Consider the following 25,246-nt stretch of genomic DNA (forward strand, 5'->3'; position numbering starts at 1 on the left):
GGCGCTATGCGAATTCTGCATTAAGCAGCTTTGGCACAGCAGGGGCAAAATACATTCCTGATATCCTCTCTATTCTCAAGGATGACAAGGCTGATGCCAACCTTCGGCGCTATGCGGCTTCTGCATTGAGCAGCTTCGGCACAGCAGGGACAAAATACATTCCTGATATCCTCACTATTCTCAAGGATGACAAGGCTGATGCCAACATTCGGGGCGAAGCGGCTTCTGCATTAAAAAATGTTAGACAGTTAGACTTGCAAGAGGTTATCATTATCCTCAATTATACTGAGGAGCCAAATCAAGGAGAGTTTTCGTTAGACCACGGAAACTTTGAGTATTGGCGATTTTTAACCTATTTTCTTGGGGGTGGTACTGATGAGGTGAAAACGCTGCTCACATGGCTTGGCAATCCTAAAGAAACTCCTCATAAACTTACAAATGCACGAGGCGAAGGCGTAAAAACACTAGAATTGTTTCTTAAGATCTGGGATATTAGTAAAGGACTGAGACTACAAAAAAACCTAGCTCAGCAAATTGCTGAAGTTGCTAACAAAGTTCCAGATTGGAAACTGCAGGACATTACTTTACTTCAAACCCACTACGAAAACCTCAAAAAAGGTGGATACAATGACGCTAACACCGTAGTAGCAGTCATTAATAATCTCGAGTTTTGGAAGTGGTTTTTCCTAGCCAAAACTATTCTCCTCATTCACTTTGCTATTTGGCTAACGCTGATCCTAACCTATCCCAAATTTCCTCAAGTTCTGGCAATCTTTTTCTGGAACCTTTGGTTACGTCGTATTGTCGGTTTTGGTTACATCGGCTTACTCTTGATCTGTGTTCCTTGGTTGCGTCAAAGATTATTTGCACCATTCAAGCGTTCTCTACTGGTAGATGCACGATTAGATAATTTTAATGACCAAGACTACTTTAAAAAATCTTTTACCAAGGTTCCCCCAGGAACTCCCCCACCAGAAATTCAACCAATCACCCAAGCACTACCAACTCTCAAGGGACAAATTGTCCTAGAAGGTGATTCTGGTTTAGGCAAGTCGATGTTTTTGCGTCATTTGGTGAAAAATTCTCAGCGAACGGTTGTTTACCTACCCGCTCAAAAATGCGATCAAGGTGTTATTGAAGCAATCCAGGCAAAGCTAAAGGAACAGGTACAAGATACAAAATTTCTAAAAAAACTAATTTGCTTGGGGGCGATAGATATCTGCATTGACGGACTTAACGAAGTTACTGCTGACACACGGGCAAAAATTTCCCAGTTTGTAGAAAACTCATTTCAGGGTAACATTATTATGACTACCCAGCCTCTAGAATGGATACCCCCGTCAACAGCAAAGACTTATGAATTGCAACCGCTAAACGATGCACAAGAAATACAGGAGTTTTTGATTTCTCGTCAGCCATCACTTCTTCAAGAAAACCAGTCTAAAAAAACTGATTACCAGCAAGCCTGCATCCGCTACATCGCAGAAGTTTTCAATGACCAACAACCACCAGAAGATTTAGAAGCTGCTAAGCGGATTCTTTCCAACCCAATGGATTTAACTCTGGTCGGTCTTATGCTCGCACAAGGCGAACAACCAGATCTATTTCGCTTGCAAGCACAACAATATCGGCTCATGGCGGCAGAATATCAGCAAAAATGGAAACACGAATTTCCACTACCAAAATTCTCACAATTAGTATACCAGATGCGGCTTAACGACGAAAGCGCCATACCTAAAGATGAATTCGAGCAAGAACTCATAAGTATGGAAGATGAAAAATATAAAATGGTCGTGAGCCGTCAGTGGAAGAATCTAGATGGAGAACCACAGAAAAGCTGGTACTTTCGCCATGATAAAATTATGGAATTCTTCCTTGTGCAAAACTTTCTTGGCAAAAGTGAAGAAGTCGAATCACGTATAAATGAACACTTAGGCGACCCCCGGTTTCGTGGTGTCTATCTATTGTTAGCAAACTTACTCCCTTTAGAAGTTGCTTTAGAACTGAGAGAAAAATTAATCCAACACGCTGTTAATACCAAGGACTATACATTGGTTGGAACATTTGTCCAGTTGCTAACGTTGCGATCGCCTCAGTGGAAACAAGACGACATACAGCAGTTATTACGCAACCAGGAACAGAAAACGAAAAGTTTGGATCTAGCAGTTCAGTTTTTAGAACTCCTTGGTGCAAAAGTAAAACGTAAGGAAGGACTCTACCTTACAATTGAAACTATTGAAGGTCGGCTTAGTACCTACACTCCTTTACCAGTAGTGCTAACTATAGACACACCAACTGATCGAGATGTGAACCAGCTTGTTCAAGTCTCTGAAAAATTACCATTAGACTATCCTCAGAGGGTTGCGATTCTTTTCTACAAAGTTTCTCCTGACACCACAGCTAGAATAGAAATGGCAAAAGTGAGGTTACGCGATCGCTTTGTTTTGATTCCCATTCCTTTAACATCGGTAGAAAAAGCACTACCAGACCAAAACAAGTGTAGAGGATTGCTGGAAGAATATGTTGATCGCTATCTCCAGCGTGCTGACTTCTTCGATGACAGGAACGCCATTAGTGACACATTCTCTTTCTTTGGTAGAACCGAACTATTGGAGCGTCTTCGAGAAGAACTCATTAGATATCAAGGAATTGGGCTATTTGGATTGCGCAAGTCGGGTAAAACATCTGTACTATTCCAGCTAGGCTTTTTGTTGCGGGAGCATCCAGTTGTACACATAGATCTGCAACAGTATGGAGGGTCACGCTATGGCGCTGAGCTATTCAATCATATCCTCCAGAGTTTGTATAGCCTAGAAAGTGATACTATGGCCTATAGTGAGCCATTACCAAAAAATCAGCCAGCAGCAGAGTTAAAAGCAGAGTTTATCCGGAGAATCAATGACTTTGCTCTTGCGATCGAGAAAAGTAAAAAGTATAAGTTACCCATCCTTTGCTTTGTAGACGAAGTAGAAAGAATCATTCCCCATCAAGAAGACTCACGGGAGAAAGCTGAAGAATTTAATGCTTGCTTTGAAGCACTGCGCGTCTTGATTCAAAAACACCGTCAGATGTCACTCCTCGTTGCTGACGTACACCCAGATTGCAATCGAATTAATAACTGGAATCAACAAGGGGTAGCGACTAATCCAGTTTTTGAGTTTTTCAAAGAAGTCTTTTTGTCTCCTTTTTCAACAGAGGAAACAACAGACATGCTGACTAATATTGGTGAGTTGATGGGTTTAGAGTTTGACGAAACAACCCTTACACAAATCCATCAGCAAAGCGGTGGACACCCTTTTGTATCTCGCCAACTTACTCGCTTTTTAACCCAAAAAATCAACGATAAAAATACAAACTCTTCTCAAGGTGGTCATATTCTGATTGAATGGGCAATGGTAGAGCGTTTTGTAGACAAGGTTTTTAGCCAAAAGGGAGAGTTGAGGAATTATTTTGAGCGGAGCATTTGGGAAGATTTAGAAAAACGCCAATCTGAAGTGGCGATTTCAGTTCTCCAAGTCTTAGCATGCAACGAAAACTCTCCTGAGAAAGTCACAGCAAAAGCGTTGCTGAAGAAACTTCAAGGTAAATTTACAGACGATCAATGCTTAGATGCCTGTACGTTGCTTACAAATGTGGGATTATTGTATCACGGTGAAGTGAATAATGAGGATTGTTACTATATCCGGGTGCCACTTTTATCACGTTGGATTCAAATGCGAATGACACAGGAGGAGATTGAAGAATGGCGAATTTGCCAGTAGAACGTCCGTTTGATAACTTTCGAGTGGCAATTACAGACCCTTCTCACTTCTTTGGGCGCACCGCCTTACTTGATACAATACTTCAGTCCCCATTCCAAGTGAGAATACTTTTAGCCGGACGGCGGTTAGGTAAGACGAGTGCTTTGCGTGCTATTGAATGGAATTTACTGAACCCAAATACTAATTTTTCCCGGCGAGCATTTCCCGTTTTGATCAATTTACAATTAGAACAGCCCAAGGATTTAGACAATTTACGTTATCTCCTCATTGCTAGATTACGGGAAGGAATAGAACGCTGGAAAGAAGTTCCTACGGCTGGGATACAGCAAATGTACCGTGACTTTCTAAGTCGCGTGAAGGGTGGGGAAGTTACAATCAGCTTTCTAAAACAGATAAATATTAAGCTTAATATCAATAATCCTGATTATGAAAGACGGTTGGATAACGATAGCTTTCAATCAGCATTCCTCAAAACTTTAGACGAACTGCGTAATTTGAAATTTGAAGGTGTCTGTTTTTTGATTGATGGGGCTGAGTTTATTGTACGTCAAAACTGGGCGAGCGATGCTTGGTCATACCTGCGGGGATTGAAAGAAACGGGTACAGCGATAAATTCTTTTTTGGGTCTGCTATTATCTGGCTATCGAGATTTGAAGGAGTATCAGCAGCGTGTGGGATCTCCTTTGCTGAATATAGCAGAAGTTGAATGGTTGGCTCCTTTGAGTGAGCAAGAAGCAAAAGAGTTGATTGGCGATCGCGCTGAGCAAGAAGAAGTTTCTTTAAGTGAAGAAAGAATAGCTTCTATTCTGGAATGGTCTGGATGTCATCCATATTTAACACAACAAACGCTGAATATCATTTTTGATTCTCACCATCAAAAAGAATTTGACTCGAATTTAGTTGCTAAGTTGTTACAACATCATCAGAATGACTTTTCTACATGGTGGAATGCAGCAGAGAAATCTAGTCATTTTAGTGAAGTTGATTTTGGTTTAATAACCCTCAAGATGCTGCTGCGTGTGGATTTGATGTTAGTAAACCTACTCCCTTTAATGGGGAACACAAGGCTGGTCCCTTGGGATTTATTACTCGACCTAATGCTCAAACCAATCTCGGGCCCTTATGCCTCAAGCCTAACACATCAACAAACCCGCCCACTTGCGATCCTTAAGATCGTAGGGAAAAAATGCTGTTAATGAATTAATGTTACGTGCTTTAAGATAGTTGAGGGTTGTCTGGACTCAGAAAACCCTCAACTTTGTGGGCTTTTTACTCGAATTGTTGTAAAATATTAAAAATACTTAACATTAAGAAATTAATATTTCATCAACCAGGTATGGAGTCTACAACAGTTTTAGTCGTTTCCGTTGCTGCTATTGTCATCGCCATTACTGCGGTGTCTATTTACACCTCTTTTGGTCCTCCTAGTAAAAACTTAAGTGATCCGTTCGAGGATCATGACGACTAGCCCCCCTACGGGAAAGTCAAAAGTCAAAAGTCAAAAGGGTTGTACTCTAGGTTCAGAGTACTAGTACGGCTTTAAGAAGTAAAGTAAAAAAAAGCTTATCACATAAGCTTTTTACTGTTTTTAGTGATATCTTTTCTTTATACTTATATTTACAGGCTATAACGTTTCCTACCCAAAGGTTTCTTTTGTAACATGCCTTACGCCTACTCTAGTCGTTATCAAAGCAGACTGTTTAACTTTGTCAATCAGCAATCTCGGCGTTTAGGCGATCGCCTACAGAGTTCCTTTCGTCATTTGCAGGTTGCAGCAAGTTGGTCTTTAGAAGCATTACTTCACCCAGTCCACTTGCTTCTCCAAAGAACAATCGATTCACCAGCTAGACAACTCAACCGAAAGGAACAAACAACCAAGCAATATCTACAAGAAAGTTCCAGCAACTTCGGAACCCAGACTATCCCATCAGGTGACGCCCCTATTCAACAAGTATTACATGCAGTCGAGGATCTGCAACGAAAGGTTGTAGTCCAAGGAATTGCTTCAGAGCTTGTCAGCCGCAATTTGGTGTTAGTCAGTACTGACAATCAAATCCTCAATATCTTAACACAAGAGCAGCAAACAAAATTACAAGACAGAATCCTTACAGAAATTGCTAAATACTGGCGCGAGTCGCGATTGACGGCGGAAAAAAACGAGACCAAATTGTTAACCGAAATTGATCGCTTATTAACAAAGCTAAGTTCTCCTAAGCCCAAAAATACACCAGCGCTAGTAAGTCAAACCACAGGGTATGAGATATCCGCGCCGAACGCTTATCCGATAGTAGCGTTACTAGATACCGCCGTTGCCAAGTTAGAATCAAATGCACTAGTACCAGTGCAACAACAAATTTCCTCCCTTTACCAGACAGTACAAACTCAACTGAATATTTTTGTTGAGAGACAAGAACAATTAAGCACAGTAGAACGTACGAGAGAAAATCAAGGGTTGAATATACAACTTTTGATTTGGCAAGCGATCAATTTCTTTTTTGGCAAATCTTCTCAAGGACACGTTGAAGGCAATAAGATAAATAGCTACCCAAACCTCGTAAGCGCAGCTACCCATGGGAATGATTCAACATCACAGGAAGGACTAACACTACGGCATTCTGCAGATCTTACTGAGCTTGGGCTAGGTAGTTTCATGAAAAGACTTTTGGAAAGTCCACAAATGCGAAGCTTGGCGTTGGTGGAATCTCCTTGGCTCTCCCAGAAGGATTTTTTTGGTGAATCCAAACCTACCAGTGAACGAGGCAATAATGAAGAGTTATTGTTACCATCTCCACAAACAAACCCTCAGTTTCCTTCTAGTCCAAGAAATTTAATTAAAACATACCAAAAGTTTTTCCAAAAATCGAAGTCAAGTTTTGGTTTATCTCAAGTAACAACAAAAGTTAATGAGTTAGCTCCATTAACAGATGTAAACAAGCAAGGAAGGCTTAAAAAACTTGGTTCCCGTTTTTCCATAGCTGCATCGCTAATTAATCAGTCTCGCACAGACAGCAACAAAGGAGAACTTTTTCAGCAGGGCTTTCACACCACTGAAAGAGAAGCAAAACCAGACTGGATAGAAACTCAAGCAGAGATCATTGGCTACGAGAAGCACCCCTTGGAGTTAATCCTGGAATGGCTTGATCGTATGATGCTTTTCTTAGAAGAGATATTGTTGAAAATTTTTCAACGTTTGCAGAAGCTATGGCAAAAAAGATAATCTATCTTGTGGTTACATAATCTATTGTATTACTCCAACAGCGTCGAACAGCTGTAAATTCATCCAACAGTGAAAATATACCTTTAATATAATCTTTTCCAATCCATTTATTTGCTCTTACAAATCCACGTTCGATCAGAGACTGACGTAAAGTCATATCATCCCAAAGAGACTTAATCGCAAGAGCAATCTCTTCTGTATCTTTAGGATCAACTAACAAAGCTGCGTCACCTAATTGTTCTTCAGCACCCGAGACTCTGGAAGCAACTACAGGACAACCTAAAGCAAATGCTTCTAATGGAGGTAAATTATCGGGACCGAAGAATGTTAAAAAGGTAAGGGAAAATGCATGATAGTAAAGAAGAGTCAAGTCTTTTTTAGGAACGAACCCAAGAAAGTATACCTGTTTAGATAAATCGAGATCACAAACTGTTTGCCTAACGTATTTTTCGTTTCCGTGATCAGAACCAGTAAAGACAACTGGAAAATTAATACCATACTTATCTTTTAACCATTTTACAGCTAGTAGCAACCCAACATGATTTTTGTGTGGCCAAAACTGAGCAGGATAAAATAGATAGTTGTTGGGAAGGTTATACTTTTTAAGTATGTGTTCTCCATCATCTACGACACTATCCAAGGCAAACCCTGGCGTGGGAAAAGGCAATACCTTAATACGCTGTGCTGGGACTTGATATAATTGATTGATTTCAGCTTTTCCTGCTTCTGTACCTGTCAGAACAAATGCTGCTCTTTTTAACTGTGTTGCGTAACTCTGCTCGCGCATATCCCATTCTCCTTTTACACTAACTTCTGGGAAATATGGCTGCATACGGTGTTGTAAATCCCAAACTGTCATGATGTAGGGCACTTCCATTGTCAAGCAATCTGGTCCTGTCTCCCAAATAATATCAATGTTGTTGTTTTTAAGAGAAGTTAGGATAAATTTTCGATGCCAATTCTCTATGTTGAATTTTACTTTTTTATAGTTATTTAATTTTTTTAAGACAGCATCTCGTATTGCTAAAAAACGATATTTCCAGCGTATTTTAAAGGAAGTATAAAGAGATATGTGTTCGATATTTGTCCATTTGGATAACGCGTTAGGAGATTGTTTATTAGTGCTAAATATAATAAAACTATGGGAACTATGGGAACAAAAATTTGCTATTGATTCCAAAATTTCATGGCTAAATGTATAGCCACCACCAACTTCTGGTAATCCTCCCCTAAAAATTATACCAACTCTCATCTATCCTCTCCCCACAAAGTAAGTACTCCAGGTATCAAAACCGGCTTTGTGATCGCTCATCCATTCCCGGAAGTCGATAATTTCCATTTGAAATCTCTGAAAGAGTAGTTCAATCTCTGGTTTAAATAAGTAACGCATTCGATGCGTTTCCCAAAGTTCCTCTACAGCATGATTACTTTTATCCTTAATGAATACTTGATAATTAACATCGACCCAATTTTCATTGGCATACATCACAGGTTCAGCAATTCTAGTGACTTGAATTTCTTCATCTTCCAGACGCTTTACTCTAACCGTCGGGCGATCGCTTAACACGGCTGGTCCGTACCATACATCAAATATAAATATACCCCCCGGCTTGAGATGTTCCTTGACAGTCGCAAAAGCCGCTAATAAATCCTCATTTGTTGTTTGGTAACAAATGACATGAAAAAGCGAGATGATAACATCAAATGTTTGATTAATTCGCAGATGACGAATATCGCCGTGGTAAAATTTCAATCTAGATGCTAAATCAGGCGGTAGCTCACCAAGACGATCATAAGCTCGTTCCAGCATTCGGTCGCTGAAATCTACGCCTTGAATTTTGTATCCCTGCTTTGCTAGCTCAATTGCGTGAATACCTGTCCCACACCCTAACTCTAAAATATCGTGTGCATTGGATGCATGGGTTTGAATCAGCTGGTGAATAAAGTTTGATTCCCCATAGTAATCTTTGTCTCGATAGAGAAGATCGTAATAACGGGCATAGCTGTGAAATACGCTCATTTCAGTAACTCCTTAATTGCTATGGCTACCCGTTCTATTTGTTCCTCTGTAATCGCTAACCCACTTGGTATATAAAATCCTCGACGAGCAATTTTTTCCGCTACTGGATAAGATTCCCCTTCAAATAAACCCATTTTTTTGAGTACAGGTTGCTCATGCATACACCAAAAGAAGGGACGAGTTCCAATGTGAAGTTCTCGCAGATATTGCATTGCTGCTCCGGCGTCAAATGGAACTTCGTCTTTCAAGACTAAACCATATACCCAATAGATATTGTCTGCATATTCTGTTTGCGGTAATGGTAACTGTATCCCTGGAATATCTGCTAGTAACTCTGTATAGAGTTGACCCATCCTACGCTTACGTACAATAAACTCATCTAAACGCTCTAATTGAGCAACTCCAATAGCTGCCTGCAGATTACTCATCCGCATATTCCAACCTAGTTCTTCATGTACAAAACGTTTTTGGGCTTGAAAGCAGAGATTTCGCAAACTAGTGCATTTTTTTGCTAACTCTTCATCATTAGTCAGCAGCATTCCTCCTTCGCCTGTGGTAATATGCTTGTTGGGGTAAAAACTAAAGGTACTAATATCACCAAAACTCCCACAAGGACGGTTTTTGTATGTCTGACCGTGCATTTCTGCTGCGTCTTCAATGATCTTTAGGCCATGCTTGTCTGCGATCGCCAAAATCGGGTCTAAGTCGACAGGTAGCCCGTAGATATGCACTACCATAATTGCTTTAGTTCGGGGTGTGAGTTTTGCCTCAATTTGGCTAACATCCATATTCCATGTGTGGGGGTCACAATCTATCAAAACAGGAATACCACCCGCACGAATAATCGCCGCTGCACACGAGATAATTGTGAAAGTTGGCACAATTACCTCATCCCCTTTACTAATTTCTAATGCTGCAACTGCTGCATCAAGAGCGACAGAACCGTTGCTGACAGCAATACCATATTTTCGCTGTACACGCTCTGCTAGTTGCTGCTCAAATTGTTTAACAAATGGTCCTTCTGAAGAAATCCAACCCGTGTCAATACTTTCGGCTAAATACTTCTTCTCATTACCATTAAGTAATGGTTCATTAACAGGAATAGGTGAGTTCAAACCTTTTTTAACTCCAATATCTTTCCTTGTTCAGAAGTGACACCAGTAAACCTGATTTTGTCATGTTCACCAAGATAGGGACCTTGCTTTACCTCAATCATTTCTACTTCTTCAAGAACCTCAAACCCGTGACCACCAGAGACTAGTAAAATAACATCACCCGCTTGTAAAATACGGCTTTCTAGATAGCTCTGTTGATTGTTATAAAAGTCTACTCGAAGCTTACCGCTCTTAATCAGAAGAACTTCTTGTGTATAGACAACTTCTCTAACAACAGGGTTATGAATATGAGGTTCTATAACCTTCCCTACAGGATGACGCATATACGCCAGCTGCTGAGAAAGGTCATTAGGAGTAAAAAAGTGAATTCCTGGTTTATTAAAATCTTTCGATACAATTACCGCAAGAAGCTGGTTGCACTCGTCGGTGATGTTTTCTATCATTTTCCCAAGTAAATTTAGAGATATACGTTTAATTTTTAAAGTTGACAAGTTTTACTACTTGACTAAAGTTTAGCCGAAATAGCTACTCTAAAGCAATAAGCAACGGTATCTCGTGAGGATTTTTTTACATTGTATTTCTCGTAATTACCTTATCAGTCTATAGTGCAATATGTAGATTATACACCAGTTAAGTTCGGTATAAATAATTAGTGGAGATAGTAAAAAAAATATCTGTCAATTAACCCTCAAAAATATGGGTATTTAATACATAGTCAATATAAAAACTTTGCGATTTTTCCGGATAATGTGTTGGAATCGATGAATGTATAAACACTATTAACTTAATAATCCCGACGAACACCATTGACAATTGGCTTAACTTCAGAAGTGTCAGAAAATGGATCAGTTCCACCAGTCCAGTTGAAATCACTGATACGGAAACTAATACCACCTAATTGTAAATCTGGGTTGTAGCGTAAGGTAATGCCATACGTGCGGCGACTATATTCTAAAACATAATCTGTACTCGTGCTTCGTCCTGTTTCTAGGTTAATCGAGGTTTGAAAACCGAACCGGAATGGACCATATATTTGCTGCGTAATTCCAGCAGTTAAAACTTTGGTATCAACAACGCGATCAAACAAAAAAGGCGACGAGCCATTGTTTAAGCCTTGGGAGTAACTGAGAGTAAAGCCGGTGTAGTCTAGAAAAGGACGAGAAAAATGCCCAAACTGTCCTGCCAGACCAATAGTCCCAGTTAGGGTAGATTGATTATCACCACTGGTATAATAACTGTTTGTTCCAGTCACCCCAGCATTCAAGTTCAAGTAAGGAACCACCAAGTATGGTGTGTATCGCAATCCTCCAGTCGGGGTGGATGGCAGTGGCTTACCACCCCATAACGGTATAGTGCCACTCAAAGCAACGCTACCTTGAAGACGACCTAGAGAGATGCGAGTATTATTACTTCCCTGTTGTTTTAGTAAGTCTTGGCGGTCAGTGTTAGCATTAATGTACTGCGCTCCACCTTGATAACTAAGGTTAATCCCACTCTTTGCTAAAGGGATTATTGGAGAGGTGACGATACCACCAAGACTACTTTGGACAGTTTGAAAGCCAAGACTACCGTTGTAAAGACGGTCTCGGTAGCTATATTCTAAAGCTAGCGTGTGTGGATTGCGATCATCGCCAAAACTCTGACGTAATCGTAAGCTTGCCCGTAAAGTATTTTCTACGTTACCTAAATCTAAACTGGTTAACTGTGCAGAGCCTTTAATTGTAGTTTGTGGACTTAGAACCGCGTTTACCTTTGTTTTTAAACCAAATAGTTCTCCAACATTACCAGGATTTTGTACTGCTTTTTGGACTAAAAACTGGGGCGTTACACTAAAGCTAGCTCCTGGTTGATTAATAACTTTAAAACCACGCTCAATAAACAAACCTCTCCTGTCGGTGCCATCGTAGCCAGCAGCAGCTATTGTGGGAGTTACATTACGTTCACTACGGTCAATTGTCTGCTCATCCTTGGGAATGGGTATACTAGTTCGTTGATCAAATACCAACCTTTGTCGCTGTGTTTTGATCTTGTCTTGTAAGGGAGACTCTCGTGTTAGCGTGACTTTATCTGCTCTTAATACCAGTTCTGGGGGAGAAAAAGGGTCATTGGTAATACTAACGTTTCTAGCTTGCCAACCTCTAGGATAAAAATCAACGTTTGCAGCTTCAAAGCGTAAGCGCCTAACTTGACCACCCTGTTTTGGGTTTGGAAGATTGCTTGCAGTTCTTGAACCCCCTACTGTAACGTTGATACCCCCACGGTTACTAACTTGTAGTGGTTGATTAGAACTGATGCGATCGCTCAATGGACTTTGAGGAACACCACCTGTAGTTATATCGGTAGGTAAGAAAGATAAATCTCTTTGGGCAGAGCGTATATTAATATCCCCTCTGGCAGATTTCAACTGCCCGCTATCCTGAATAAAGTTGTATGTAAAGCGTTGTCCACGTATTACTTGATCACCCCGGGTCAATACAACATTTCCTTCACCTACAGCGATCAAGTTATTTATGTTTACTTGCAGGCGATCGGCATCTACTATTGAACCGTCAAATCTCACTACGACTTTACCTTCAGCAGTGATAATTCCCCTTTGCTCGTCATACTCTTGCCTATCTGCAACAACTTCAATAACTCTCCTTGTTTGTGGAGGCGTGTTTGTAGGTGAAGACTGAGCTTTTGGGGTACTGCTTTGTGATGGTGGTAGAGACTGTTGTTGAGAAGTTGGATTTGGCGTTTGTGTTTGATTTACCTGATTGCGTGCTTTAAATTCTATTGTGGAGGGTGTTGGCGCTGAGTTAAATTCTATTGCATTTGGCTGTTTTGCCGTAGCCGTATCATTCTGGTTTTTCGCTTGGGCTAATTTCTCAACTAAGAGTTGTGCTTTGGTTTTAGATAAGTTGTTGCTTTTTGCCAGTGTTAGATCAATCTGCTTTTTATTTGATGAGTTTTGAGGCGAAATTTCTGAGTTGCTACCCTCTTTTAAAGGATAACCAACATTCAGATCTTGACCTAACGAAGCTGCACTTTTATTAGTGGGGATCGGTGAAAACTCCGGCGGGAACGTTTCCGGTTTACTTGGTGTTGATAATACCTGGGAGGTTACTAAATCATTCTCTGCTGAATTTTCTTGAGGAGTTGCTAAGGTTAACTTGACTACTGATTGTAAATCCTGTTTGGCAGTAGTTGAGACAAAATTTTCACTTTGTACAGGTTTTAGGTTTGGACGCGGTACAGGTGGCAGAATTGGATGAAGCATATTTCAGCAAAATCAAGCTAACGAATAGCTAATAAAGGGTAGGACACTCTCATGCTGTGTAAACCAAAGCATGAAAGCACCCGTTTGGAAGGATCATTTACTTTGCCTTCCGAATGCATACCTTCTGCCTATCCGGCAACTCCGGTTAATTTATCACGTTTTTACTCTAAATCACGACGACCTGGGTTACGAGCTGGATCGTTTGACAAAAATCCAAAGATAAATATAGTCACGAAGAAACCAACAACAATATAAACAGCGATTTTTAAAGTCAGCATTGGGAGAGCTCCTATATAGTATGAAAAGCTTCTCTATCTGCTACTCGCAGTAAAGATAGCTTTCTTATCTTACCTAAAACTCGTCCCCTTTTTGAGGACTCTTTGTAAGAGACTAAGGTATTTAGCAACTTTTGCGACTCGTAGATGAACCTTGGGCAGAAGTTAGAGGCTCAGATCTTGAGACGTTGAAGGGTAAGCTTAGGTTTCCCACGCGTTCTCTATTTTTTTCCAATAGGCAGAGGAGTAACGCACCGTTTCAATCCTTCGGTTCCCGAATATAAGGGCGAATGCCATTCGCCCCTACGCATCGTATCTGTTGTTTTGTTTTAGACAATTGGTATTATTACTCTTTTCGGTGCGTTACGCTACGCTAACACACCCTACGCTGACTTGGAATATAATTGATTTTCCTTTCTCCACGTTTGGGGGGGTACTCCGTGGTGTTGGCGAAACTGGCGGGAGAAATGGCAGGCGTTTTGATATCCTACTATTGTGGCGATTTGTTCGATTGTTTGACTGGTTTCTTGAAGCAAGGAACGTGCTGCTGCCATTCGGCGTTTAACAATCCAAGCGTTTACAGTTTCTCCTGTCTGCTTTGCAACTCGGTTTGTCAAGTAGGCTGATGAGTAACCAACTGCTTCAGCTACGTCACATAAGGTAATTCCTTGATGATAATTAGCTTCAATAAAATCGAAAACTTCTTTAAGTTGAGGAAGGGATGGAAAAAATGACTCAGAGTCAGTGGATTGAGTTCTGGTTTCAGACTGGGGTTGCTGACAGCACGCGGCATACCAGTACTGCATGACTTTAGCTTGCTTTTCTAATCGGGTTGCGATCGCTCTTAGCAATTCCTCTACCGTAGCAGGCTTCGTTAGATAGTCATCTGCACCTAAATCCATCCCTTTACGAATATCCGCCTTAGTATTACTGCCAGTCAGAAAAATAAACGGCGTGATTGCTGTGACTGGATCTTGCCGGAGTGCAGTCAGAACATTAAAACCGCTCATATCTGGCATGAAAATATCACAAATCACTAAGTCAGGTAAATGTTCTTGCGCTTGTTGGATACCAATCACGCCATTCTCTGCGCCTATAGTATCAAAACCTTCGGCTTGAAGACCATCTAAGAAAATGTTGCGGGTTGTAGCATCATCTTCAATTACTAAGATTTTTTTCGACAATTCATGTACCATTGTAAAATTCCCAGAATTTGCGAGAGCGAGTAGCTAATAATTTTTCGCGTATATATTCAACAAGCATTAGGACTTATGTAATAAAAAGGAGTCAGAAATCAGAATACAGGAGGAGCCACTTCTGCAGGAGGGTTTCCCTCTGTAGGAATGTGGCGTTCAGAATGCACCACCCATCAAGGGATGATGTTGTAGGAAAAGTTTCAACACCTATCTCGTCCACTCATAGACGAGGTTTTAACTAGTATTTATCATTCTGACTCCTGACTCCTGAATTCTTCTTCATGAACACTCTAAATTATGAATTTTGAAGTATATTCAATGGCTGAACATTAGTTGATGGAAGTTTTACAGTAAAAGTAGTACCTAATCCAACTTCACTTTCGACATCAATTTGCCCTTGATGCAACTCAACTAAGATTTTAACAATCGATAAGCCTAGACCAGTACCAGGTATATTGTCGATATTACTACCTCGATAAAATGGTTCAAATATTTGTTGTTTATCTACTAATGGAATGCCAATTCCTACATCTTTAACTTTAAAGACCAAGTCTGGTTTTTGGCAAGAAAGTTCTAAAGTAACTGCGCTGGTTGCAGGAGAAAACTTTATTGCATTTGAAAGTAAATTGGTAAGGATATGCTGAAGCAGTTTTGGATCTAGGTATATTGTGGTGCAGTCACCTTCACTAATAAAATCGATTATCTTTTGGTTGCCGCTTGCTAGCTGCATTTGTGCTACGATATCGCGACAAAACTGATTAATGTCAAGCAATCTCGGCTCGCATTTTAATTTTGCTGCTTCTGCTCTACCAAATAGCAAAAGCTCATCGAGTAAATCACTGATTTGATTAACCGCCGCTTGAATTAAATCGAGATAAGATCGGTTTTTCTCCTCAGTCCATTGATGTGTATGACGCCTAAGTAAGTCAGCAGAAAATGCAACAACATTAAGCGGAGTTCGGAATTGATGACACAGCATGGAAACAAAACGTTCTCTTAGTTCACTCAACCGTTTTGCCTGATCAAGAGCTTGCCGCAGCTCTGTCTCTGCTTGCTTGTAATCAGTGATATCGATTGCTGTGATCATTCGAACTTGATTATTTGCAAAATCCACAACTCCATCGAGTAATTGCACTGTACAAGCTAACCAGCGAGCTGTACCATTCTTCGTATGAATTTGGATTTCCTGATATTCACAACAGGCAGTACCATCTTGCTTATGTACTTGCCTCAGCCTCTTCTTGGCAATTAATTTGTCAATATTAAAGTTATGAGTTAGTTCATGCCTGGTGTAACCAGTCAAAACTTCTGCTGCGCGGTTTACATAGCAAATACAACTTTCTCTAATTAAGAAAATGCTGGCATCTGTATTTTCTGCTAAAATACGGAATCTAGTTGCATTTAGTTTTAGTGCTTCTTCTGTTCTCTTAGCTTCAGTAATATCCCAAATACTCCAAACTCTGCCAATAACTTTGTCACCTAAACGGTGCGGCTCAGAGTAGTGTGCAAAAATCCTTCCATCTTTTAATTCTATTAAATCATAGCTTTCACAATCCGACTGACTGGGTGCTTCCCAAATAACTTGATGAAAAACCTCTGGCTCTTTAACTTGGTTTTCTAAAAAATCTTTAGTTTGATTACACTTTCTCGATATTGCAAGCGATTTGGGTAATTGCCACATATCTAAAAATTTCTGATTGCAGTAAAGAATTTCTCCTTCAAAATTTACTGCGAGTACACCATTTGCTGTAGAGTTAAGAGCAGAACGAAGAAGACAAAGGGTTCTTACTAGCTCAAACTCTGAATAGTGATATTCATCAACTTCCAGTAAAAAACCCTCTGCCAGATTTAGAGTTTGATTTATATCTTGCTCTTTTGTCAACTCTTTTGTTGAATTTAAGCTTCCGCTTTGCTCATTCTTCTCACGAAGAAAACCACAAATCAACTCTTGATCTTGATTTTTTCTATAAGTGATAGTGATCTCTCCAAAAAATCTCCGATTTTGCTTGGTTCTATAGCTTGATTGATAAGTAATCAAATGCTCTTGTTTAAGAGTAGATTTACAAAAGCTTTCCTTCAAACTTTCCCATTGATTTGACCAGTCTTGTAGCGAAAAATTTATATCTAGTTCCTGCAATGTCATGGAAAGTAATTCTTCGCGAGGATACTCGCTAATATTGCACATTGCTTGATTGACAAATAGAAACCGTGCATTCTTGTCTAAACAAAAAGCTGCTTCTACAGTAGAGTTGATCAAGATTTGAGAAAATTTCAATTCTTCTAGCTGTAAGATCAACTGAGATTTAGATTCAACAAACATATCTTCGCAAGAAGTCATTGCCTCTCCACCACCCTTTGCTATAAGTCGGCTTTACAGAAGTCAACGGGCTTACTATCAAAGCTTCCCAAATTTTTTACTGTCAAGTTAGTGACTAGCTTATCCTGTACATTAATTTATCATATTTTTACTAAACTTTACACAAATTTGCGGAACTTTAGGAAATGTGTTTTCAGTGGTCTGATACTTTCTGTATCAAACTATATTACATGAGCAATTGAGGAGCATAAAGACTTTTTCAACTTCAACGCATCGTCTCAAGGTTTACTCTTCGGCTCTCAGCCCTTCACACAGGAAGTTTTAAAGGTTGAGTCTTTGCTCTGTTGAGGGTCTTGTCTACTTTCATTTAGCTACATGCCGTGACGCAGGATTTAGTAAAACTAGTACCTGGCTTACCTTATGAGAATCAGGGTAAGTTCTCATAAATTTAATTTTTCTTAACTTAATTTTTCATAATCCCAAGCCTATCAGTTAAAAGCAATACATTTAACTTTTGTAAATAATATACGCTGTTTTATTCATCTGTCATACGGAGTATAATACTTATGTGTATTCAAACACAAAAAAAATAAACGTAGTAAATGTACTGCCTTTAAATGCGGCAGATTATACTTAATATCCACTACTCAAAATGTTACAATTATTACTAATAATGTATGCAAAATATCAAGGCTAAGTCCAGTCATTGGAAGGACTGACTCTCAGTTTTCTCATAAAGAATTAAGCTCGACTTGGATAAATCCGTGTGGAAATTTATTTTATTGTTTTATAGAAATAGGCAAAATATAAAAGTGAATATAATTGGAGCGGTCATAAAATTTATAGATAATTTTACTCGAATTGTTAGGACTCATATTTTATTTATAGCAAGTTATACATAATTCTAGCTTTCTTTTCAAGATCCACTATTCGATGCCTTTTGAATTCATTCAATCTACCAAAAGATAGATTTTTAAATCCTCCTTAAGTGTGAGTAATTTTGACTACAATTAATATCAAAAAAATAGACAAACCGATCAAAAAAAATTTCATTGCACCTTTGTCTTAAGCTTTTGTAGTCTTGTGTCCATAGGCAGGGTTTCGATTCTCGCTTTCTGAATATACAAGTTTTTTATTAAAGGTAAAAGCTTCAATTAGTTCTAGTCTTGATTAAGTAGAAGAGAAAACAGTCCCTGTCAATAAACATGAGTAAGACTGTAAACACTAACGCAGCAACTTGGCAATATTCTCAGGATTTTAGGGCATACGACAATGAGTCAAAACTATACTGAAACAACCCACGCAATTAATGGCAAGTTAAACCAACAGCTTCAACTCGATAGTTTAGTAGCATCTGCAACAAGTTCTACACAAGAAGTCAATCGCGATAAAAGCACCTCTGTTTTACAAGAAGAAGTAGAAAATTCTCTCACTGTCGCTGATGCGATCGCCCAAATGTTGGAAAATTTGGGAGTTTGCTGTGCTTTTGGGGTAGCAGGCGGTGCAATGGCGACTATTTGGGGTTCGCTCTCTAGCAGCCTCTTGCAAGTGCTAAATTTTCGCCATGAATCAGGTGCAGCCTTTGCGGCGGTAGAGGCTTATTTTGCTAATGGTAACCCAACTGTAGTATTCACAACAGCAGGACCAGGTATCACAAATGCTTTGACAGGATTATTTGCTGCACGTGGCGAGGGTGCAAAAGTGATTTTACTCTCCGCTTGTACTTCAGCACCACAGCGTGGGCGATGGGCAATTCAAGAAACCAGTCATACCACACTACCTGTTGAAGGAATTTTTACATCAGGAGCATTGTTTAACTATGCCACCACTGTGGAATGCGCTGCTCAACTGCCACAAATTTTTCGCTCGTTAGCACTCGGCTTGTCCCAGCCAGGAGGATTTGTTGCTCATTTGAGTATTCCCACAGCGGTGCAAACAAGCTTAATAGATGAGGTAACTTTACCTCAGCTAAGTGTTTCTCGCTTTCCCGTGACAACTAATACTGAAGCGATCGCCAAAACAATAAAGCTACTCTCTGAGGGACCTTTTGCCATTTGGGTAGGTTTTGGTGCTAGAGATGCTGCAGATGAGATTCGTCAGCTTGCAGAAAAAACTGGAGCAGCAGTTATGTGTTCTCCTCGTGGTAAAGGCATTTTTCCTGAAGATCACCCCCAGTTTGTGGGTGTTACAGGTTTGGGTGGTCATACTTCAGTTATGAGTTACATGCAGCAACAAACCCCATTACGGACACTTGTGTTAGGCACACGCCTTGGTGAACCAACATCTTTTTGGAATCGAACGATGGTTCCACCAGGGGGTTTTGTGCATGTGGATATTGACCCAACAGTACCAGGCGTTGCGTATCCACAGGCGGAAACGTTAGCAATTCAATCTGATATCAAAGCATTTCTCCAAACACTCTTAAGTTGTGAAGAGTTACTACCAAGTAGACCAACATCTGTATCACTACCTCACCCTGAACTAGAACGAATGAACGCAGATGAGGACGCTGTTGTAAGACCAGAAGTCTTAATGCAAGTCATTCAAGAGGTGATTGTTGAAAGCAGTGATGCCATTGTAATGGCGGAGTGTGGTAACTCTTTCACTTGGTCAACGCATTTTCTGCGATTCAATCAAGCGAACCGTTACCGTGTGAGCACCGGAGTGGGAGCAATGGGTCACGCTGTCACCGGAGTTGTAGGAGCAGCCTGTACACACAAAGGTAAAGCCGTCGCCATTGTAGGAGATGGAGCAATGTTGATGAATAATGAAATCAACACCGCCGTCAAATATCAAATTCCTGCTATTTGGATTGTACTCAACGATGCTCGTTACAACATGTGCCATCAAGGAATGGCCATGCTAGGAATGACAGGAGCAGATGCAACAATTCCTGAAGCTGATTTTGCTGTCATTGCTCGTGGTATGGGGGCTGACGGTGTACGTGTTCATAAGGAGTCTGATATTCGAGCAGCATTAGAAGAAGCGATCGCCGCAAATGGCCCATTTGTTGTCGATGTATTGATAGATCCAAATAGGCGTGCCCCATCTAAAGGACGTAACCAAGGTTTACTAGCAGCACAAGGCGTCAAATCCACACCAGCTAAAAAGACTGAAATGATTTCATTTCCAAATATTTAACTGTTTACCACCAACAAAATTAAGGAGACAAGAGTGAACCTTTTTGAAACTGTAGGAGAAATGGGTCACGAGCAAGTTCTATTCTGTCATAGCAAAAATCCAGACATCAAGGCAATCATTGCTATTCATGATACAAGTCTCGGATCTGCGATGGGAGCGACAAGACTATGGCCCTATGTGAGCGAAGAAGCTGCTTTAAAAGATGCTCTACGTCTAAGCCGTGGAATGACCTACAAAGCTGCTTGCGCGAACATTCCCGTTGGTGGTGGAAAAGCAGTAATTATTGCTCATCCTAAAGACAAGACTGATGAACTGTTCAGAGCCTATGGGCGCTTCATCGAGCGTCTTAACGGGCGTTTTATAACAGGTCAAGATGTGAATCTTACACCAGAAGATGTAAGAACAATTAGCCAAGAAACTAGTTACGTTGTTGGTGTAGAAGAAAAATCAGGTGGACCTGCTCCAGTAACAGCTTTAGGCGTTTTTCTTGGAATACAAGCGGCGGTAGAATTTGGCCTTTTGAGTGAAAGTCTACAAGGGGTTAAAGTAGCAGTTCAAGGTTTAGGCAATGTAGGCAAAAATCTTTGTCAGCAGTTGCATGAAAATGGTGCTAAACTTTTTGTTACTGATATTAGTAAAGAAAAAACTGAGGAAGTCAAAAGACTTTTTGGTGCAACTGTTGTAGAACCTGATGAAATTTACTCTCTTAACGTCGAGGTATTTTCACCTTGTGCTTTAGGTGGAATTATCAACAGCGAAACAATTCCTCTCATCCAAGCTCCAATTATTGCGGGTTGTGCTAACAATCAACTAGGAGAAGAAAAAATCCATAGCCAAATGTTGGCTAAAAAAGGAATTCTTTATTGCCCTGATTACGTGATTAATGCAGGAGGACTCATCAACGTTTACAATGAGATGATAGGGTACAATGAAGAGAAAGCGTTTCAGCAACTGCATAATATTTATGACACCCTGATAGAAATTTTTGAGATAGCTCAACAACAGGGAGTGACCACTAATGGTGCTGCTAAACAGTTAGCAGAGCAAAGAATTATGATGGCTAGAAGCCTCAAGAATCAACAAAAAAGAATTCAGGAGTCAGGAGTCAGAATTCAGGAGGAGCTACTGCGTTGGGGAGCCAGTTCTGCAGGGAGGCTTTCCGTAGGGTAGCACGTGGCGTTCACAATTCAGTATGAGTTATGGGCGACTGTGAACGGTAGGGACGAAGGAGTGTCAGCAGTGCGGTGAGTCTGGGAGACTAACGAAACTTAAGTGTTTAAGGAGTGAGTAAGTAGTGGAAAAAAATACGTTTGCAACATCAGCTTATATTGCAACATCACCAGAGACTGCGTTTGAATACCTTTGCAGTTTAAAAAATTTGGATGATTGGACGCTTTTTAGCCGAATGAAAGAGCAAGTAGACGAAGATACTTGGATAGGCTCAGCGTCTGGTTACCACAAGAATCTTTACTATCATGTTAAGAAGTTAGAAAATCCTCTTTTCTTTGGCATTGAGTGGCATTGTGGGTTTGAGTATCAAAAATATTTCCAAGTTTATCCTGTTCTGCTTTTTCCTCCCGACTATATTGAGCCTGGAACAGATGAAAAAGGTGTGTATTTTCATTGGCTAAGCTTTGTAGATCCAAGGCGACAAACCCAAATGATTATGCAAGGAATTCATACCGTACATACTTCGGAGTGTCGTTCTCTTAAAGCTATTTTAGAGCGTAAGGCTGGTTACAAACAAGCAGCAAAAGGACGCTACTTTATCGATACTGACACTATTTATGTCGATGCACCTGTTGAAATAGGTGTTAAGTATTTATCAAATCTCCGAAATATGGATGAGTGGGCGCATTTGGTACGACCATTTGGTGAAATTTCTCCTGAGTCCGGAGAGTTTCTTGATGAGTATGACCAAAAAGTAAATATTTCTCTGCGGTTACACACTCTGAGTAAATATTATTTGCTTGAGCAAGAATATTTCTATCCTGATTATCAATTTTATCAACGCTCTGTCGCACTGTTGATTCCGACTGCTTACGCTTTTGGTGATCCATCTGCACCCGGTTTCATCCTCCACCAAATTACATTCTGGAAACCAGGAGAATCTTTGCCTCACGGTAAACTCCAAATTGAAGATTTTGGTGCTGAGGCTATGAATATTAAACGTATGCTTGAGGCTAAGGCTGGTAATTTAGAGTCATTTAACCGTGGAATGAGCTATTTGCCACAAACTCAGGAGTTACTAGTAACAGCGAGCAACTAAGAATTATGTTTGCAGTACTTGCTGATAATCTAGATAATCCGAAAGGTTTATGCTTTGCTCCTGATGGTAGTCTCTACGTTACAGAAGCTGGTGGAGGAGGAGAGGTGGTTGGTGTTCCATCTCCAAGTGGCCAAGGTATTTTATATTATGGCACGAGCGGTTCCGTAACAAGAATTGAGAATGGTAAAGCAGAGCGTGTATTAACAGGACTTCCTTCGGTTGCATTTCCAGATGGTACTGGAGCTGCTGGGCCTCATGATATCAAATTTGATTCCACAGGCAAGCCTTATGTTCTAATTGGATATGCTGCTGATCCAGCTTTGCGTGATGCCAAGTTAGGTGAGACTGATCTAGGAAAAATCATTACTCCTGACTTTAATACTAATTCTTGGACAACTATTGCTGATCTAGCAGATTATGAACTTGCCAATAATCCTGATCAAGCTGAAGTGGTTAGCAATCCTTTAGCTTTGTTGATAGATGAAGGCAAAATTATTGTAGTTGATGCTGGTGCAAATGATCTGCTGAGGGTGAATACAGACGGAAGCCATCTGCACGCGATCGCTGTGATCCCCAAACAAACATTGATCAATCCAATTTTTCCAACTTTGGACTCTCAATCTTTTGATCGAGGACACGTACCACCTCCTAGCGCCTATCGACACGCACAGCCGTCGCAGATGCTAATCCAGTCGGTACCCACTGGAATCGCAAAAGGTCATGATGGTGCTTATTATATCAGTGAATTCACTGGATTTCCATTTCCAGAAGGTGGGGCAAAAATTTATCGATTAAGTTCTGAGGGAGAACTGAAGACTTATGTAGAAGGCTTTACTCAACTGATTGATTTAGCTTTCGATGAAGAGGGTAACTTGTATACTTTAGAACATGCTAATCAATCTGGCTGGAAAGGTAAGCTAGATGGAACTTTGATTAAGATAGCCGCTGACGGTACTCGCACAACTGTGCTGAGTGGAAATGGCTTAGAGTCACCTACTGCTTTAACTATCGGTGCTGACGGTGCTATCTACGTCATTAACCGAGGAGGTCGTCCAAAACAAGGGCAAGTTATCAGAATTAAGAATCCAACTTAAAAACTGGTCTTCTACGCGCAAAACCCAAACTTTGGACAATCAATTCCAGAATTTCAAGCCAACTAATGCATACGCCTCTTGCTGAAGAAGCGATCGCACCAAATGCTTGATTTCCATGTTCCCACCATTGGGACTCTTTTCCCTTTCAAGCAGACAAATTACCAAAACTCAATCTCAAACTCCAAAGGTATGAAACTCAAATCATTTGCCCTGATAATTGCTTCTGTTGGTCTTGTTACTGCTATGAGCGCAAAGGCTGCACGAGCTAGTTCTTATGAAGTAGTCGCTGACGGTCTTGATAACCCACGTGGTATAGCGTTTGATGCTGATGGCAATCTTTATGTAACAGAAAGTGGTCGTGGAGGTGACGGTAGTGATGGAAGATGTATTCCATCACCCAGTGCAGGGTACATTCCTTTATGTGCGGCTGAAAATGGTAGTGTTGTCAAAATCGCTCCAGACGGAACGAAAACAACCGTAGTATCTAATCTTCCATCGATAGCGTTATCACCTTTCGGAGAACAAGCTGCTGGACCTGCAGATATCAAGTTTGACTCTAAAGGCAATGCTTATCTATTAACTGGTTTAGCTGGTGATCCGAACCTACGGGATTCAACGTTAAAAGAACCGCAACTAGGACATCTGTATAAAGTAGACTTAAATACTGGGAACTTAACTGATCTTGCCGATATAGGAGCTTATGAAGCAAAAAACAATCCTGACGGCACTGATATCATTTCTAACCCTTATAGTTTCGCCATTAAGGGCGATTATGCTTACGTCGTTGATGGCGGTGGAAACGCTATATATAAGATAGCTCTGGATGGTAGCGGTATTAAAGACGTAAAAGCTTTTCCTCAAGAACTTATACCAGCAGACCAACTTGTATTCCCTCCTAAACCTCCATCGGATGGAACTTCATCTTCAGAAGCAAGCTCAACCCCCCCAAGCGGCGATTTACTACCTCCTGGTTATACAGTCACCCCAGATGGTAATGTTGTATCAAGCCAATCAGTACCCACAGCGATCGCGATCGCTCCTGATGGAAGTCTAACAGTCACAGAGTACACTTACTATCCCTATCCAGAAGGAAAAGCTCGTCTGTGGAGCGTTGACGACAATTTAACTACAATAGGAACAGGTGTTAACAATACCCCATTAACCGGCAAAGAGATTGCTACTGGCTTTACCCAACTGACTGGCGTAGCATACGATAACGAAGGCAATACATATGTATTGCAAAGCGTGAATCAGTCAGAATGGAAGGCAATTCAACAGGGTGGTGAGATTATTGGTGACCCAAGCGGCTCGTTAATCAAAATTGCCCCGGATGGTACTCGCAAAACTATCCTGAGCGGTAAAGGATTAGAAGCTGCGTCTGGGATAACTCTTGGACCCGATGGCAATTTATATATCTCAAACAATGCCCGATTTGCAGGAAAAGGACAAATCATCAAAGTTCGTTTGCACCAACGCCAGAAGCTACGCAAACTCCAACAAAAGGTCGGTAAAAAATTCCTAGAGCAGATAGAAGCTTTCTCGCTCACAAACGGCTAAAAAGTTAAACGCTGAAGACAAAGCG

At 40.5% G+C, this 25,246-nt stretch carries 17 protein-coding genes; 9 read left to right on the forward strand and 8 right to left on the reverse strand.

The window, feature by feature from the left end:
- From G4P69_RS09485 to G4P69_RS09500, 4 genes are all read left to right on the forward strand, one after another.
- On the forward strand, positions 1-3,761 hold a 3,761-nt coding region (locus G4P69_RS09485; protein ID WP_208349543.1), incomplete at its 5' end, for a HEAT repeat domain-containing protein.
- Positions 3,743-4,957 (forward strand): ATP-binding protein, encoded by a 1,215-nt coding sequence (locus G4P69_RS09490; RefSeq protein ID WP_208339010.1) that lies wholly within the window; start codon positions 3,743-3,745, stop codon positions 4,955-4,957. The genes G4P69_RS09485 and G4P69_RS09490, both read left to right, overlap by 19 nt.
- A 140-nt stretch (positions 4,958-5,097) precedes the next feature.
- Positions 5,098-5,229 (forward strand): photosystem II reaction center protein PsbN, encoded by a 132-nt coding sequence (gene psbN, locus G4P69_RS09495; protein WP_208339009.1) that lies wholly within the window; start codon positions 5,098-5,100, stop codon positions 5,227-5,229.
- Positions 5,230-5,421: 192 nt separating this feature from the next.
- Positions 5,422-6,978 carry a hypothetical protein gene (locus G4P69_RS09500; protein WP_208339008.1) on the forward strand — a complete coding sequence of 519 codons (1,557 nt, stop codon included), beginning with the start codon at positions 5,422-5,424 and terminating at the stop codon, positions 6,976-6,978.
- Position 6,979: 1 nt separating this feature from the next.
- On the opposite strand, the gene G4P69_RS09505 is transcribed toward G4P69_RS09500, so the two are convergent.
- The 8 genes from G4P69_RS09505 to G4P69_RS09540 form a co-directional block, all read right to left on the reverse strand.
- Positions 6,980-8,230 carry a glycosyltransferase family 4 protein gene (locus tag G4P69_RS09505; RefSeq protein ID WP_208339007.1) on the reverse strand — a complete coding sequence of 417 codons (1,251 nt, stop codon included), beginning with the start codon at positions 8,228-8,230 and terminating at the stop codon, positions 6,980-6,982.
- On the reverse strand, positions 8,231-8,998 hold the full coding sequence (locus G4P69_RS09510; protein WP_208339006.1) for a class I SAM-dependent DNA methyltransferase: 768 nt from the start codon (positions 8,996-8,998) through the stop codon (positions 8,231-8,233).
- Positions 8,995-10,113, reverse strand: coding sequence for a DegT/DnrJ/EryC1/StrS family aminotransferase (locus tag G4P69_RS09515; protein WP_208339005.1), 1,119 nt, complete (start codon positions 10,111-10,113; stop codon positions 8,995-8,997). Before G4P69_RS09515 ends, G4P69_RS09510 begins: the two co-directional genes overlap by 4 nt.
- On the reverse strand, positions 10,110-10,556 hold the full coding sequence (locus G4P69_RS09520) for a cupin domain-containing protein (protein WP_208339004.1): 447 nt from the start codon (positions 10,554-10,556) through the stop codon (positions 10,110-10,112). Before G4P69_RS09520 ends, G4P69_RS09515 begins: the two co-directional genes overlap by 4 nt.
- Positions 10,557-10,897: 341 nt before the next feature.
- Complete coding sequence (locus G4P69_RS09525) at positions 10,898-13,372, reverse strand: DUF3769 domain-containing protein (protein ID WP_208339003.1); 2,475 nt, start codon at positions 13,370-13,372, stop codon at positions 10,898-10,900.
- A gap of 161 nt (positions 13,373-13,533) precedes the next feature.
- Positions 13,534-13,650 carry a photosystem II reaction center protein I gene (locus G4P69_RS09530; protein WP_208339002.1) on the reverse strand — a complete coding sequence of 39 codons (117 nt, stop codon included), beginning with the start codon at positions 13,648-13,650 and terminating at the stop codon, positions 13,534-13,536.
- A gap of 380 nt (positions 13,651-14,030) precedes the next feature.
- Positions 14,031-14,843: a response regulator transcription factor gene (locus tag G4P69_RS09535; protein WP_208339001.1), complete on the reverse strand. Its 813-nt coding sequence runs from the start codon at positions 14,841-14,843 to the stop codon at positions 14,031-14,033.
- Positions 14,844-15,138: 295 nt separating this feature from the next.
- On the reverse strand, positions 15,139-17,181 hold the full coding sequence (locus G4P69_RS09540; RefSeq protein WP_208339000.1) for a scytonemin biosynthesis sensor histidine kinase: 2,043 nt from the start codon (positions 17,179-17,181) through the stop codon (positions 15,139-15,141).
- Positions 17,182-18,432: 1,251 nt separating this feature from the next.
- Here G4P69_RS09540 and scyA point away from each other — a divergent pair.
- The 5 genes from scyA (at position 18,433) to G4P69_RS09565 (ending at position 25,221) form a co-directional block, all read left to right on the forward strand.
- The gene (gene scyA, locus G4P69_RS09545; RefSeq protein ID WP_208338999.1) at positions 18,433-20,301 is read left to right on the forward strand and encodes a scytonemin biosynthesis protein ScyA; all 1,869 of its coding nucleotides are present in this window, start codon (positions 18,433-18,435) and stop codon (positions 20,299-20,301) included.
- A 33-nt stretch (positions 20,302-20,334) separates the two neighbouring features.
- Positions 20,335-21,471, forward strand: a complete 1,137-nt coding sequence (gene scyB, locus G4P69_RS09550) for a tryptophan dehydrogenase ScyB (RefSeq protein WP_208338998.1) — start codon at positions 20,335-20,337, stop codon at positions 21,469-21,471.
- A 124-nt stretch (positions 21,472-21,595) separates the two neighbouring features.
- Positions 21,596-22,570, forward strand: coding sequence for a scytonemin biosynthesis cyclase/decarboxylase ScyC (scyC, locus tag G4P69_RS09555; RefSeq protein ID WP_208338997.1), 975 nt, complete (start codon positions 21,596-21,598; stop codon positions 22,568-22,570).
- Positions 22,571-22,575: 5 nt separating this feature from the next.
- Positions 22,576-23,664, forward strand: a complete 1,089-nt coding sequence (locus G4P69_RS09560; RefSeq protein ID WP_208338996.1) for a ScyD/ScyE family protein — start codon at positions 22,576-22,578, stop codon at positions 23,662-23,664.
- A gap of 189 nt (positions 23,665-23,853) precedes the next feature.
- Entirely contained in the window at positions 23,854-25,221 is a 1,368-nt protein-coding gene (locus tag G4P69_RS09565; RefSeq protein WP_208338995.1) for a ScyD/ScyE family protein, read from the forward strand.
- The last annotated feature ends 25 nt before the right edge of the window (positions 25,222-25,246 follow it).

The organism is Aetokthonos hydrillicola CCALA 1050 (genome assembly GCF_017591665.1).
Taxonomy (GTDB): domain Bacteria; phylum Cyanobacteriota; class Cyanobacteriia; order Cyanobacteriales; family Nostocaceae; genus Aetokthonos; species Aetokthonos hydrillicola.

Coding starts and splice junctions, on each gene's coding strand:
- G4P69_RS09490 (WP_208339010.1), top strand. CDS start 3,743: ATGGCGAATTTGCCAGTAGAACGTCCGTTTGATAACTTTCGAGTGGCA.
- psbN (WP_208339009.1), top strand. CDS start 5,098: ATGGAGTCTACAACAGTTTTAGTCGTTTCCGTTGCTGCTATTGTCATC.
- G4P69_RS09500 (WP_208339008.1), top strand. CDS start 5,422: ATGCCTTACGCCTACTCTAGTCGTTATCAAAGCAGACTGTTTAACTTT.
- G4P69_RS09505 (WP_208339007.1), bottom strand. CDS start 8,230: ATGAGAGTTGGTATAATTTTTAGGGGAGGATTACCAGAAGTTGGTGGT.
- G4P69_RS09510 (WP_208339006.1), bottom strand. CDS start 8,998: ATGAGCGTATTTCACAGCTATGCCCGTTATTACGATCTTCTCTATCGA.
- G4P69_RS09520 (WP_208339004.1), bottom strand. CDS start 10,556: ATGATAGAAAACATCACCGACGAGTGCAACCAGCTTCTTGCGGTAATT.
- G4P69_RS09525 (WP_208339003.1), bottom strand. CDS start 13,372: ATGCTTCATCCAATTCTGCCACCTGTACCGCGTCCAAACCTAAAACCT.
- G4P69_RS09530 (WP_208339002.1), bottom strand. CDS start 13,650: ATGCTGACTTTAAAAATCGCTGTTTATATTGTTGTTGGTTTCTTCGTG.
- G4P69_RS09535 (WP_208339001.1), bottom strand. CDS start 14,843: ATGGTACATGAATTGTCGAAAAAAATCTTAGTAATTGAAGATGATGCT.
- G4P69_RS09540 (WP_208339000.1), bottom strand. CDS start 17,181: ATGACTTCTTGCGAAGATATGTTTGTTGAATCTAAATCTCAGTTGATC.
- scyA (WP_208338999.1), top strand. CDS start 18,433: ATGAGTCAAAACTATACTGAAACAACCCACGCAATTAATGGCAAGTTA.
- G4P69_RS09560 (WP_208338996.1), top strand. CDS start 22,576: ATGTTTGCAGTACTTGCTGATAATCTAGATAATCCGAAAGGTTTATGC.
- G4P69_RS09565 (WP_208338995.1), top strand. CDS start 23,854: ATGAAACTCAAATCATTTGCCCTGATAATTGCTTCTGTTGGTCTTGTT.